At 71.2% G+C, this 13,795-nt stretch carries 12 protein-coding genes; 4 read left to right on the top strand and 8 right to left on the bottom strand.

Features of this window, described 5'->3' with window-relative positions; genetic code table 11:
* Window positions 1-60 precede the first annotated feature (60 nt).
* The 3 genes from ACFVAE_RS09420 (at window position 61) to ACFVAE_RS09430 (ending at window position 4,332) form a co-directional block, all read left to right on the top strand.
* Window positions 61-582 (top strand): hypothetical protein, encoded by a 522-nt coding sequence (locus ACFVAE_RS09420; RefSeq protein WP_378890949.1) that lies wholly within the window; start codon window positions 61-63, stop codon window positions 580-582.
* Between the two features lie 84 nt (window positions 583-666).
* Window positions 667-2,478, top strand: a complete 1,812-nt coding sequence (locus ACFVAE_RS09425) for a hypothetical protein (protein ID WP_378890951.1) — start codon at window positions 667-669, stop codon at window positions 2,476-2,478.
* Window positions 2,479-2,808: 330 nt separating this feature from the next.
* On the top strand, window positions 2,809-4,332 hold the full coding sequence (locus tag ACFVAE_RS09430; RefSeq protein ID WP_378890954.1) for an ATP-dependent DNA ligase: 1,524 nt from the start codon (window positions 2,809-2,811) through the stop codon (window positions 4,330-4,332).
* A gap of 63 nt (window positions 4,333-4,395) precedes the next feature.
* Here the strand turns inward: ACFVAE_RS09430 and ACFVAE_RS09435 are convergent, their stop codons facing one another.
* Entirely contained in the window at window positions 4,396-5,232 is an 837-nt protein-coding gene (locus ACFVAE_RS09435) for a LysR family transcriptional regulator (RefSeq protein WP_378890957.1), read from the bottom strand.
* Between the two features lie 70 nt (window positions 5,233-5,302).
* Between ACFVAE_RS09435 and ACFVAE_RS09440 the strand changes: the two genes are divergently transcribed.
* Window positions 5,303-6,628, top strand: coding sequence for an FAD-binding oxidoreductase (locus tag ACFVAE_RS09440; protein ID WP_378890960.1), 1,326 nt, complete (start codon window positions 5,303-5,305; stop codon window positions 6,626-6,628).
* A 499-nt stretch (window positions 6,629-7,127) separates the two neighbouring features.
* Here the strand turns inward: ACFVAE_RS09440 and ACFVAE_RS09445 are convergent, their stop codons facing one another.
* The 7 genes from ACFVAE_RS09445 to ACFVAE_RS09475 form a co-directional block, all read right to left on the bottom strand.
* Window positions 7,128-7,955 carry a PIG-L deacetylase family protein gene (locus ACFVAE_RS09445; RefSeq protein ID WP_378890963.1) on the bottom strand — a complete coding sequence of 276 codons (828 nt, stop codon included), beginning with the start codon at window positions 7,953-7,955 and terminating at the stop codon, window positions 7,128-7,130.
* Between the two features lie 63 nt (window positions 7,956-8,018).
* Complete coding sequence (locus ACFVAE_RS09450) at window positions 8,019-9,167, bottom strand: ROK family protein (protein ID WP_378890966.1); 1,149 nt, start codon at window positions 9,165-9,167, stop codon at window positions 8,019-8,021.
* Window positions 9,164-10,219, bottom strand: coding sequence for a sugar phosphate isomerase/epimerase family protein (locus tag ACFVAE_RS09455; protein WP_378890969.1), 1,056 nt, complete (start codon window positions 10,217-10,219; stop codon window positions 9,164-9,166). The genes ACFVAE_RS09450 and ACFVAE_RS09455 overlap by 4 nt, the downstream gene beginning before the upstream one ends.
* 1 nt (window position 10,220) lies before the next feature.
* Entirely contained in the window at window positions 10,221-11,039 is an 819-nt protein-coding gene (locus ACFVAE_RS09460) for an ABC transporter ATP-binding protein (RefSeq protein ID WP_378890972.1), read from the bottom strand.
* Window positions 11,036-11,842: an ABC transporter ATP-binding protein gene (locus ACFVAE_RS09465; protein WP_378890975.1), complete on the bottom strand. Its 807-nt coding sequence runs from the start codon at window positions 11,840-11,842 to the stop codon at window positions 11,036-11,038. The genes ACFVAE_RS09460 and ACFVAE_RS09465 overlap by 4 nt, the downstream gene beginning before the upstream one ends.
* Entirely contained in the window at window positions 11,839-12,804 is a 966-nt protein-coding gene (locus ACFVAE_RS09470; RefSeq protein ID WP_378890978.1) for an ABC transporter permease, read from the bottom strand. The genes ACFVAE_RS09465 and ACFVAE_RS09470 overlap by 4 nt, the downstream gene beginning before the upstream one ends.
* Window positions 12,801-13,787, bottom strand: a complete 987-nt coding sequence (locus ACFVAE_RS09475; RefSeq protein WP_378856365.1) for an ABC transporter permease — start codon at window positions 13,785-13,787, stop codon at window positions 12,801-12,803. Before ACFVAE_RS09475 ends, ACFVAE_RS09470 begins: the two co-directional genes overlap by 4 nt.
* Between the last annotated feature and the right edge of the window lie 8 nt (window positions 13,788-13,795).

The raw sequence follows: 13,795 nt of genomic DNA on the forward strand, positions 1-13,795 counted from the left end.
TTCCTCGCCCGCCGGGCGATACCACCCCACACGACGCACCCGCGCCGGTACCCTGACGGCATGACCGACCAGAGCACTGAGATCCGCCGGCTGCGCGAGCGCGTCGACCTGCTCGAGCGGATGCTCGCCGGCACGTACTCCTTCATCGTCGCCGTCGTACTCATGCTCGGCCTGACTCTGCCGCTGTTCACCGCGCATGCCGACGGCGAGGACCAGAAGTACTGGAGCATCATCACCGCCAGCCTCGCGCCGTTCAACAGCACCGACGTGCCGATGGAGGCCGCCGACTGGATGCTGACGACACTGTTCGTCGGCCTGATCATCATCACCGTGCTGATCCTCGCCACGACTCTCATCCCCGCCGCGCTCAGCTCGCTCTCAGACGGGCTGCGCATCTTCGGCACGATCCTGACCGCCCTCGGCACCGTCGGCGCGGTCACCGTGATGATCCTGATCGGTACGTCGCTGCACACCCGGTCGTATGACTTCGGCTGGGGCGGACCCGTGCTGCTGCTCGGCATGATCGCCGTGCTGCCGCTGCTCAGCGGGGCGCTGCGTCCACTCGTCGGGCCGCGCCGCTGACGCCGATTCCCGCCGGCGGGGCATCCGCGGACACCTCGGCCCGACTCCGGAGACACGCCGTCGCACGTGCCTAGACTCGTCCCCATGCTGTTCGCCGACGTCACGACTCCGAGCGAGGCAGAAGCTCTCGCGACCCGCATCCTCACCCCGCGGCAGCGCCCCCTCGTGCTTGTGTCGGCGACTTCGGAGGGCGAGTTCGCGTTCGACACGGAGCGGCTCGGGCGCGAGCTCGGCGGCATCGCGGATGTCGTCACCGTCGCGACCGGGGAGGCGACGGATGTCCTCGAGCAGCTGCTTCCGCCCCGGACTCAGGCGTTCGGCGGCGCGGCCCGCTCCTACCCCGGCGACTTCGCCAGCGACCCGGACTGGAGTCGCTCCCGGCTGCGCTTTCCCGGTCACGCCGACACCGATGACCTCATCGACGACGCCATGGCGCAGTCCACCCGCCGTGCCGTCGTACAGGCCGCGCCCACGGTTGTACGAGCGTCCGGAGTCGTGGCGGGTTTCCTCGACGACGGAACCCGCGCCCGCGTGGAGCTCGACGACGGCACCGTCGTCACGGCGACCGGCGAACTGCTGCCCGACTCCCTTCCGCTCGCCGTCGCGCTCGTCCCCGGAGCGCCGATCACCGGCGTCCTGGACGGACAGGAACTGCACCCCGAACCCTTCCCCGCCGACCTCGACACCCTGCCTGACGGCGCGAACACGCTGGCGCTCGTCGTCAAGGTCACCGACCAGGGCGCCACCGTGCACCTGCACCCCGACCACGCGTTCGTGCTGCGCCCCCGCGACATCCGCACCGACGGCCGGCCCGTAGGCGACGTGCTCGCCGTCGGCGATGTCATCCGCGTGCGCGTCGCGCACGGACCACACCGCGAACTGCTGCTCACCCACGCCGGCAGCGACGATGATGCCCCGCTCACCCCCGCCTTCCCGCTGGTCACCGGCGGGCCGCCTTGGCTGAGCGAGGACCACGGGGAGACGGATGCCGCAGAGCCGGCGGGCACGGATGCCGCGGCGCCCGACGGGCCGGACTGGAGTGCGGCAGGCGCGGTCGCATCGGAGGCCGCGGACTCCCCGGCGCCGACGACTTCGGGTGCCGTCGGACAGAACGGGCCGGGCCCCGCGGAATCTCAATCGCCCGGCATCCCTTCCTTGCCGGCCGCAGCGCCCGAGGAGTACGCGACGCGCTCCGACATCCACCTGCTCTCGCAGGCGATCACGGCGCTGCGCAGCGAGCTGCACGCGATGTCCGAGCGACGGGAGCAGACGAATACGCCGCTGCCTACGCTGACGCCCGTCCTCGACCCGGCATCCGACTCCGCCGAACTCGAACGGCTGCGCGAGGAGAACGCCCAGTTGCGGTCCGAACTCGCCCGGGAGCGGACGCGACGCGAACATGCCGAGGCCGAGCTCGCCGATGCCACACAGGACGAGCGCGACGAGGCACAGGCGCTGCGCGATGCCCGCCGCGCAGCGGAGCGCGCGCACGTCGATCCGACCGACGACGGCATCCGATTCGAGATCGAGCGCACCTGGGGCAACCGCACCGCTCCGGGCGAGCGCAAGCGCTGGCCGCTGCGGGAGTTCCGGTTCGGGCCCGACTTCATCGGCTCGCTGTCGAAGCTGGACGACAGCCAGCTGGCCAAGTCCGTGCGCGCGTGCGTCGACGCGATCACCGGCCGTGACCGCGAGATCCCCGCACGCGACCTGCATCGACTCCGCACCGGAGAGGGCGGCGACGACGCCTACGTCGTACGAGCCGACGGCGCCAAGTGCTGGCGGTCGGCGATCGACCCGGACTCCCCGGATGCCCGTCGACTGCACTACTGGGACCTGCCCGGCGACGTCATCGAGCTCAGCCGCGTCGTGACGCACGACGACACCAGGCCATAGGTGCCCGTTCCGGGCCCTCAACTGCTCGGCTCCTGAGCGAGCGGAGCGCCAGCGACGAGACGAAGGACGCCCCCGGAAGACCGCCCACCGCATCCTGAGCGAGGAGCGCCAGCGACAAGACGAAGGACGCCCCCGGAAGACCGCCCACCGCATCCTGAGCGAGGAGCGCCAGCGAGGAGACGAAGGACGCCCGCCCTGGGCCGCCCTTCGACTCGCTCCTTCCTCGCTCGCTCAGGATCCGGAGCAGGCCCACCCACGAGTCGTTGAGCGGCGTTTCGTCTCGCTCAACGATCCGGGGCGAATGTCCGTACCCAGTGCGAGACTGACGGGATGAGGCTCGAGGAGCTCACCGAGACCGCCGACGAGGTCGCGGCGACGTCGTCGCGACTGGCGAAGATCGACGCGCTCGCGCGACTGCTGCAGCGCGCAGATCCGGCCGAGCTCCCGGTGCTGACCGGTCTCCTGCTCGCATCGCCGCGGCAGGGACGATTGGGCGTGGGCTGGCGCGGGCTCTCCACCCTGCAGGTCGAGCACGCCGCGACATCCGCTCTCACCATCACCGACGTCGACGACGCCCTCGACGCGCTCGCGCGCGCGTCCGGCACCGGATCGGCGGCGCAGCGCACCGCGCTCCTCCAAGGTCTCGCCTCACGTGCCACCCCCGAGGAGTGGGACTTCCTCGCCCGCGCGATGCTCGGCGAGCTGCGCACCGGCGCACTCAGCGGCGTGCTGCTCGACGCGATCGCGCGCGCGGCCGATCGGCCTGCCGCATCCGTCCGTCGCGCGGCCATGCTCTCCGGCGACCTCGGCGAGACGGCCGTGGTCGCGCTCACCGGCTCGGCCGAAGACCTCGACGCGGTCGGGCTGCAGGTCGGCCGGCCCGTGCTGCCGATGCTCGCCGCCACCGCCGCGACACCGACCGCGGCGCTCGAGACCACAGGACGCGCATCGGTCGAGTACAAGCTCGACGGCGCGCGTATCCAGGTGCACCGGCACGGCGACGAGGTCGGCGTCTACACCCGCAGCCTCGCCGACATCACGCATCGCGTGCCCGAGATCGTCGAGATCGTGCGCGGGCTGCCCGCGCACGACATCATCCTCGACGGCGAGACGCTCTCGCTCGACGAGGACGGCGGGCCGCGCCCGTTCCAGCAGACCATGTCGCGGTTCGGCGCCGACGTCTCGCGCGAACTCGTGCTGCGCCCCTGGTTCTTCGACATCCTGCACGTCGACGGCCGCGACCTCATCGACGAACCGCTCGCCACGCGGCTCGCAGAACTCGAACGGGTCGCCGGCGACTGGCGGATGCCCGGCATCGTCACCGACGACGCGGATGCTGCGGAGCAGCTGTCCCGAGAGGCGCTGGCCGCCGGTCACGAGGGTGTGCTCGTCAAGGCGATCGACGCGCCCTACGCGGCCGGCCGGCGCGGCAAGTCGTGGGTCAAGGTCAAACCCGTGCTGACCTACGACCTCGTCGTGCTCGCCGCCGAGTGGGGCTCAGGCCGGCGTCGGGGCTGGCTGTCGAATCTGCATCTCGGGGCGCTCGATCCGGTCGGGGAGTTCGGCGAACCGGGCGGTTTCGTGATGGTCGGCAAGACCTTCAAGGGCCTCACCGACGAGCTGCTGAAGTGGCAGACCGAGACCTTCCCCGAGTACGAGACCGAGCGGAGCCCGTATGCCGTGCACCTGCGGCCGGCGCTGGTCGTCGAGATCGCGATCGACGGCGTGCAGAACTCACCGCGCTATCCCGGCGGAATCGCCCTGCGCTTCGCACGGGTGAAGGGGTACCGGCCCGACAAGAGTCCGGCCGAGGCGGACACGATCCAGACGCTGCGGGGGCTGCTGCGAGGCTGAGGACTTCGGGCGGCTGAAGACGTTTCGTCTCGCTCCGCTCGCTCAACGACCGGGGCGGAACATTCAGCCCCGCGCAGCGGCGGCGAGCGCCGCCACCCTGGCCGTTGCCTGCCCGCGCTTCCAGCACAGCACCCAGCGCACCGGCGGGGACCCTTCCTCGAACGGCACCATCACCAGGCTCGGCCGGGCGAAGAAGTCGCCGGCGTGCGCGGCCAGCGGCACCACGCCCTCGCCGGCCGCGATCACGGTCAGCAGGTCGAGGAAGGTCGGCGCCGTGCGATCCGGATCCGGCCGGTACGGCGCCGCGCGGCGCCCGGCACGGAACACGGTCTCCCCCGCCAGATCCTCCACCGACACCGTCGTCCGTACGGCCAGCGGATGCTCCCGCCCGACCGCCAGCACCACTGGCTCGGAGTAGACCAGCGACCCTTCCTGGAAGCCCTCCTCATCGACCGGCCCGTTGGTCACCGTCACGTCGACCACGCCCGCCCGCAGCAGATCGAGCGGGTCCGAGAACCCTGCCTCCCGGAATACCAGCTCGACACCCGGATTCGCCGCGCGGAACCGGTCGAACACGGGAGCGGCGAGCTCGGCGATCGCCGGAGCCTCCAGCCCGATCCGCAACGTGCCCACGACTCCCCGGCCGGCAGCGATCGCCGCCGTGATCCCGCGCTGGATGCGATCGTGCCCGGCCCGCACGTCCGCGTACAGCGCCGCGCCGACCGGCGACAGCTCCACTCGGCGGCTGGTGCGGTCGAACAGGGTCACGCCGAACCGGCGCTCGAGGCTCGCGATCGTCTGACTCACCCGCGACGGAGAGATCAGCAGCCGCTCGCCCGTGCGCCCGAAATGCAGCTCCTCGGCGAGCGTGAGGAAGATCTCGATCTCGCGGCGTTCCATGCGCTCTATGTTAACGATCCATCCGTGTTCTGTCCTTGTTCGGCTGTTTTCCCGCGCCGACGATGGATACATGACCGATTACCTCACCGCAACGGATGCCGACTACGACACCGCCCGCAGCGGCTACAACCTCGCCGTCGAGCACCACCCGGCATCCATCGCCGTGGCGCGCACGGCCGACGACGTCGTGCACGCGGTGCGCGAGGCACGCACCCGCGGACTCGGCGTCGCCGTGCTCGCCACCGGACACGGCCCGTCGCGCCCCGCCGACGGCCAGCTGCTCGTCAACACCTCCGCCATGAAGGGCATCACGATCGACCCGGCGATGCGCTGGGCGCGCGTCGAGGCCGGCGTCCGCGGCGGCGACCTCGTGCAGGCCGCCGCGATCCACGGGCTCGCACCACTCTCGGGCTCGTCCCCCGAGGTCGGCGTCGTCTCGTACCACCTCGGCGGCGGGCTCGGCCTGCTCGGCCGCAGCCTCGGCTGGGCCGTCGACCACGTGCGGGCCATCGAGGTCGTCACCGCCGACGGCGTGCTGCGCCGCACCACGCCCGACACCGAGCCTGATCTGTTCTGGGCGCTCCGCGGCGGTGGCAAGGGCACGCTCGGCGTCGTGACCGCGCTCGAGATCGACCTGCATCCGGTCGCCCGCCTCTATGGCGGCGGCATGCACTTCGCGGCCGACCGCGTCGAAGAGGCACTCACTCTCTGGGCCGACTGGACGCGCACCGTCCCGGAGCAGATGGCGTCCTCCGCCCTGCTCATCCGGATGCCCGACATCCCGTTCCTGCCCGAGCCGCTGCGCGGCCGGTACGTCATGCATCTGCGCATCGTCTTCACCGGCTCAGCGGAGGACGGCGAGCGGCTCATCGCGCCGTTCCGCGCGCTCGGCCCTGTTACCGACACGGTGACCGAGATGCCGTACTCGGCCGTCGGCACGATCCACGCCGAGCCGACCACGCCGGTCGCCTTCCACGCGCGCAATCGGATGCTGCGGACGCTTGACGCCGATGCTGTGCAGGCGGTGCTCCGGCACGCCGGACCGGATGCCGACGCGCCCTTCCTGCTCGAGCTCCGGCACACCGGCGGGGCGCTGTCCCGGCCGGCGGAACGGCCCAGCGCGCTCGGCCGACGCGACGGGGAGTTCGTGCTCTACGCCGGCGGCGCCGCAGAGGCGGATGCCGTGCCGGCGCTGCAGGCGCGGTTCGCGGAGCTGTTCGCCGCCGTGGAGCCCTGGGCCACCGGCGGGGTGGCGGTGAACTTCCTCTCCGGACCGGATGTCACGGCGGCGGAGCTCGCCAGCGGGTACCTCCCCGAGGATGTCGCGCGGCTCGCGCGGATCAAGCGGGCGTACGACCCGGAGAACCTGTTCCGGACGCACCACGGGCTCGCGTGACGCCAGCCCACCGCATCCTGAGCGAGGAGCGCCAGCGACGAGCGCCGTGCTGAGCGAGCGCCAGCGAGACGAAGTGACGAAGGAAGCACACGGGGACGCCCTTCGTCTCGCTCGTACCTCGCTCGCTCAGGACCCGGGGACGCGGAAGGACAGCTCACCGCATCCTGAGCGAGGAGCGCCAGCGACGAGCGCCGTGCTGAGCGAGCGCCAGCGAGACGAAGTGACGAAGGACGCGCACACACGACACGCCCTTCGTCTCGCTCGTTCCTCGCTCGCTCAGGACCCGGGGAGAGGCCGCGCATTTCGTCTCGCTCGTACCTCGCTCGCTCAACGACCGGAGGGTGGGGCGCCCTTCGTCTCGCTCCGCTCGCTCAGGACCCGGGGGAAGGAGCCGCCTCGCTCGGTCAGGGCCCGACGAGCAGAGCTGGATGTGGCCGGCGGACCTCCACGAACCGCCGGCCACGTTCACCAGGGACGTCCTTCGTCTCGCTTCGCTCGCTCAGGACGCGGAGGAGTGCAGGATGCGCTCCACCTCTTCGACGGTCGTGGGGCGTCCGAACGGTGCCAGTTCGAACGTCTCCGCGTACCGCACATCTGCGGCGGCATCGCCGTATGCCCGTGCGAGCGCAGGCCGTGCGGCATCCTGCGTCTCGATGTACTCGCTCCAGTACTTCACGATGAACTCGTCGACGGCGGCGGTGTCCGCGGCATCCGGAACGAGGTGCAGCAGGTCGCGCTGTGCCGGCGCGAACTCGAGGAACTGCGACGCGTGCGCCGCGCACGCGCGCAGCTTGCGGTCGATCACCGCATCGACCGCGACCGCGACATCCGCCCGGTGCTGCTCGATCGAGCCGTAGTCGATCATCCGCAGCACGATCGGCGTCTGCGCCAGCGGCGGAATGTCGCGGCAGGGGTTCGGCAGGGTGCTCAGCCCCACGACGTGCCGCACCAGCCGGCCGGCCAGCCTGTTGTCGTTGTGTCCGTCGCCCTCGTCGCTGAACGTGATGATCAGGTCGGTGCGCCACTGGCGGATCACGCGCAGCATCCGCTGCCGCAGCTCCTGCGTGTCGACCATGTCGCCATCGTGCTCGTCCCAGATCTCGTAGTCGGCGAGGCCGATGATCTCTGCGGCGGTGTGCGCCTCGCTCGCACGGCGCCGAACCAGGTCCTCGGGGCCGAGCTCCAGGTGCCCGGCGTCGCCGTTGGTGGTCGAGAGCACCTTCACGTGGTGCCCGGCGTCGGCCAGCAGGGCGAGCGTGCCCGAGACGTACTCCTCGGCCTCGTCGGGGTGCGCGACGACGACCAGAACCTTCAGATGCTTCTTCATGGGTGCCTTTCGAGAGGGATGCCGGATACCGGCATGCAGTGACGGCTGCAGATGACGGACGCTTCAGAGCGCCGAGACCGGCAGGACGACGTCGGCAAGACTGCCGGCGCCCACCAACCGGGCCCGCGCGCTGCGCTGCGACAGGCACACCGCGCCGCGCACCTGCGCCCGCGCGCCGAGCTCGCCGCACCGCACATCCGGGCGGTCGTGCGGCAGGAAGCCGAGCCGCTCCTGAACCGCCTCGGCGAGCGCCGTGCCGTATGCATCGGACAGCGACCCGGCGATCACGACGCGCTCCGGGTCGAGCAGCGCGGCCGCCGACGACGCCGCGACCGCGAGCCGGTCGGCGATGGCGGGAAGCTCCAGTCCCTGCAGTGCGGACGGCTGCAGCAGCTGCTCGAGAAGAACGCCGCCGCCGGGCACGGCGCGGGTGCGCTCGGTCGAGCGGTCGGGCACCGTGTCGAACGCCGGCACGATCACGCTGCCGATCTCACCGGCGGATCCGTGCGGACCGAGCATCAGCTCGCCGTCGCGCAGGAACGCCGCCTTGATGCCGGAGCCGACCCACACCAGCACCACGGACGCCGCATCGCGGGCGGCCCCGAACTCCGCCTCGGCGATCAGCACCAGGCCGACGTCGTTCGCGGTGTACACCGTCGTTCCGGGCAGCTCCGCGGAGATCAGGCCGATCACGTCGACGCCCACCCAGGCGGGCAGCCGGCCACTGTGCCGCAGCACACCGGGGATCGGGTCGATCACACCGGGAACGCCGAGCGTGACGTCGCGCACCTGCGCGACATCCGCATCGGTGCCCGCGAGCGCCTGCGTGAGCAGTCCGCGCAGCGCGGGCGCGATCTGCGCGGCATCCGTCACGGAGTTGTCGGCGGATGCCTCGCCGAGCAGTGTGCCCTCGAGGTCGCAGACCTCCGCGGCGATGCGCTCCGCCGTCACCGTAATGCCCGCGACCAGTGCGGCGCGCGGGTTCGCCCGCCACACCTGGGCCGGCGGGCCTGACCTGCTGGCCCGCTCGCCGTCGCGCACCACCACGCCCGCCTCTTCGACGCGCAGCAGCAGCCGCGCGGCGGCGGGCTTGGACAGCCCGGTGATGTGCTCGAGCTCGGGCCGGGTCATCGGGCCGTGCCGGAACAGTGCGTCGAGCACCGCGCCCTCATTGAGGGTGCGGAGCACCCGCGGCGTCCCCGACTTCATCATGAGCGATCCTGCCAGACCTGCGCCCCCACGCGCCGCAGGTGTGCGGCGCTGGTGGCGATGAAACCGAGCTGACCCGACACCGGATCGGGGTCGGCGTAGTAGTCGTCGCTCGCCGGACGCTCGCCGCGGGCGATCCGGCCGGCGAACTCGTCGGCCAGCCGCATCAGCTCGAGCACCTCGCCGGTGTGCAGGTCGGGGTGCGCGGCCTGCCAGTCCGGCCGGTACAGCGGGATGTCGTTGTGGTCGTGCCAGGAGTTCTCGATCGTCCAGGTGGCGGTGCTGCCGGCATCCGCCAGCGCCCCGAGCACGGCCGTCCAGTCGATCACGCCGTCGCCGACCGCGCGGATCTGCCTGCGCAGCCCCTGCGGGGTGGTGAACAGCGCCACGTCGCGCATGTGCGTCTGCCGCACGAACGGCGCCATGCGCCGGGCCGCCGCGACGGGATCCTCGCCGCGCACGACGACGTTGGCCAGGTCGAGGGTCACGCCGAACCGCTCGCCGACCTCCTCGCCCATGCGGGCCAGCTCGTCGGTGGTGATCTCCTCGTGCGTCTCCACCGCGAGGTGCGCATCGTGCGCGTCGAGCACCGGCACCAGCTTCTGCACGAACTTCGTGGTCATGCGCAGCTGGTCGTCCCACTCGACGTCGGTGCGGAACCTGTCGATCGCGAACAGCCCCCAGGAGTGCCCCTGGTAGTTGGCGGTGTCGGCCCACAGGTCGGTGCATCCGATCCCGGCGGCAGCCTCGATCATCCGCGTCATGCCGAGCAGGTAGTCGCCCTCGCCGATGTCGCGGATGCCGCGCTCCTCGGAGATGTTGAACGGATTGATCTTGCCGAGCCCCATCTCGAGGTACAGGCCCAGCTCGTCGGCCTTCTGCCGGACGTCGCGGAGGACTCCCGTGTCGAGCGTCGTGGTGACGTCGAGGATGGTGCGGAAGAACACCCCGTCGTAACCGTCGTCGGCGCAGCGCTGCAGCAGCCCGAGCGGGCCGAGCTCGCCGGCCAGCGGATGCTTGCGCGCGCAGAGCCCGACGCGGATGGGCGTGGTCATGTCAGTCATTCTCTTCTTCCGTCTGCGCCGCCGCGGCGCCGTTCGCGAGTTCGAGCTGCAGGCCGGGCGATGCCGCGGCCAGCTTCTGCGTGTACGGATGCTGCGGATCGCCGAGCACCTGGTCGGGGCTGCCGTCCTCGACGATCTCGCCGTGGTGCAGCACGACCACACGGTCGGCGAGGTACCCGGCGCTGAGCAGGTCGTGCGTGATGTAGACGATCGTCACGCCGTCGGTGCGCAGCCCTGCGAGCAGATCGAGGATCTCGCGGCGCACCGACACGTCGAGCATCGACGTCGGCTCGTCGGCCACGATCACCCGCGGGTCGGTGGCGAGCGCGCGGGCGATCCCGACGCGCTGCCGCTGTCCGCCGCTGAGGTCGTCCGATCGGCGGCTCAGATAGTCGGATGCCGGTCGCAGGCCGACCCGCTCGACGAGAGCCGTGATCGCCGCAGTGCGCTCGGTGCGAGAGGCCCGCAGGTGCGCGGCGCGGTAGACCTCGTTCAGCTGGAACCCGATCGTCTGCGAGGGGTTCAGAGACCCGTAGACGTCCTGGAACACCATCTGCGCCGGCCGCTCGCGTCCCTTGCGACGCCGGCTCACCGGCTCGGGGCTCTTCCCGTCGACGAGGATCTCGCCGGTCGACGGCGTGGCCAGCCCCACCAGCAGCTTGCCGAGGGTGCTCTTCCCGCTGCCCGACTCGCCGACGACGGCGACGATGGTGCCCGCCGCGATCTCGAGGTCGACCCCGGCGAGCGCCGGCGGGCGGCCGCGGTGGTACGTCTTGCCGACGCCCCGCAGCACGATCATGGGCTCGCTCATGCGCCGCCTCCTTCGGTTCTCTTCGCGACGCTCGGCCGCGGCAGGGCGGCGAGCAGCTGCCTGGTGTACGGATCGGAGCCGCCGGTGGTGCGGAGCTGCTCGGTGGTCGCCTCCTCCAGCACGAGCCCGTCGCGCATCACCACCGCGCGGTCGGCGTGCCGCAGCAGCAGGGGCAGGTCGTGCGTGATGAACAGGATCCCGAAGCCCTGCTCCTGCTGCAGCCGCCGCACGGTCAGCAGGATCTCCTGCTGCACGATCACGTCCAGCGCGGTGGTCGGCTCGTCCATGATCAGCAGCTCGGGCTGCACGGCCAGCGACATCGCGATCGCGGCCCGCTGCCGCATCCCTCCGGAGAACTCGTGCGGGTACGATCGCGCGCGGTCGGCGTCGATCCCGACCATCTCGAGCAGCTCGCCGACCGAGCGCCCTGGTCCTCCGCCGTGCGCTTTCATCGCCTCGGCGATCTGCTTGCCCACGCGCTGCACCGGGTTGAGTGCGGCGAGCGAGTTCTGCATCACGATCGACGCACGCGACCAGCGGATGCCGCGCAGCCGGCGCACATCCGCCGCCAGGACGTCCTCGCCGGAGAGCTCGATGCTGCCGCCGGTGATGACGCCAGGCGACCGCAGCACGCGCAGGATGGACTGCGCGATGGTCGACTTTCCGCATCCGGACTCGCCGACCAGGCCGACGAACTCGCCGGGTTCGACCGTCAGGCTCACGCCGCGCACCGCGGGGGCGAGGCCGGCCGAGGTCACGTAGCCGATCTCGAGATCGGTGATCCTCAGAGCGGGGGCGGTCATCGTGCCCCCTCGTTCCTGGCATCCGCCGTCTGCGAGACCGGCGTGATCAGCGCTGCGCTGCGCAGGCCGCTGCCCAGGAACCGGTGCAGCATCTCCTGCGCCTGCAGGCGCGGGTTGCTCGCCCAGTCCATGGCGAAGTTGATGAGCACCAGCGACGAGGCCGTGATCGCGATCGCGAGGCCGGGGATCACGAACTGCCACCAGTAGCCGAGCAGCAGCGAGGAGTTGTTCTGCGCCCAGTAGAGCATCGTGCCCCAGGACACCATCTGCGGGTCGCCGAGACCGAGGAACTCCAGTGAGGCCTCCGCGGTGATCGCGAACACCACCTGGTTCACGAAGAACGCCGCGAGCACCGATGACAGGTTCGGCAGCAGCGAGGTCGCCATGATCCGAATGCGGCCGACGCCGGCGCACTCGGCCGCGGCGACGAAGTCGCGGGTGCGAAGGCTCAGCGCCTGGGACCGGAACAGGCGGGCGCCGAACGCCCAGCCGGTGATGCTCAGCACCGCGACGATCGTGAGCGGCCCCGCCGGCAGGAACGCCGCCAGCACCACCATGAGCGGCAGTCCTGGCAGCACCAGGAACACGTTCGTGATGACAGAGAGAGTGCCGTCGACCCCGCCGCCGAAGTAGGCGCTGGTGAGTCCGACGATCAGGCCGATCACGGTGGTCACCGCGGCGACCAGCAGGCCGATGCCGAGCGAGGCCCGCCCGCCCTGCAGCAGCTGCGCGAGGGTGTCCTCGCCGCGACCCGAGGTGCCGAGCAGGTGCTCGCCGCCCGGGGGCAGGTTCGGGGTGAAGCTCGCGTCGAAGGCCGAGTACGGCAGCAGCCAGGGGCCGACGACGGATGCCAGGGCGAGCAGTCCCAGCACGACGACGCCGATGATCGCCGTGGCCGGCAGCTTCGGCATCCGTCGCCGCCTGCGGACGTTGGGGCTGACGATGAGCTCTGTGGTGGTCATGATCCGCTCCTCTGCAGCACCCGGGGATCGAGCACGGAGTAGACGAGGTCGACGAGGAGGTTCGCTGCCAGCACCGTCAGGGTGATGATGAGGAACAGCGCCTGGATGAGCGGGTAGTCGTGCGCGGTCACCGCCTGCATCAGCGTGTAGCCGACGCCGGGGTACGAGAACACGATCTCGGTCATGATCTGGCCGCCCACGACGACGCCGATCATGCCGCCCAGCAGGGTGACCGACGGGAGGAGCGCGTTCCTGGCCGCGTGGCGCAGGGCGATCCGCGGCTGCGAGAGGCCCTTCGCCTCGGCGAGGGTCAGGTAGTCCTGGCCCAGCTCGCCGATCATCGCGTTGCGCATGTTCAGGGTCCACGTTCCCAACGAGACGATCACGATCGTCAGCACCGGCAGGAACAGGTGCACCGCCACGTCGCCGAAGAACTCCGGCGTCGGCGCCGGATCGCTGTATTCGTAGGCCTGCCCGATCGGCAGCACCCCCAGCTGCACGCCGAGCCAGTAGACCAGCAGCAGCGCGAGGAAGAAGTACGGGAACGATCCGATGAACAGCAGCGTCGCCGGCACGATCCGGTCGAACCAGCTGCCGCGGAACCAGGCCGCCACGATGCCGAGCACCGACCCGATCACGTAGCTCAGCACCAGCGCCGTGCCGCCGAGCAGCAACGACCAGCCCAGGGTCCCCGAGATCACCTCGGTGACCGGGCTCGGGAACCGCGAGAACGACAGGCCGAAGTCGCCGTGCAGGAGGTCGCCGAGGTACTGGAAGTACTGCACGATCAGCGGATCGTCGGTGATGCCGTACGCGGTGCGCAGCGATTCGATCGCCGAGGGGTCGACCGAGCCCAGCCGCGCGAGCGCGGCCGTGGCCGGGTCGCCCGGTGCGAGCCGCGGGATCAGGAAGTTGATCGTCACGGCCGCGAAGGCGGCGATGAGGTAGAGCCCGATGCGGCGGGCCAGGAACGCGAGTCTCATGTCGTCGG

The sequence above is a fragment of the Microbacterium sp. NPDC057659 genome (assembly GCF_042799915.1).
Lineage (GTDB): Bacteria > Actinomycetota > Actinomycetes > Actinomycetales > Microbacteriaceae > Microbacterium.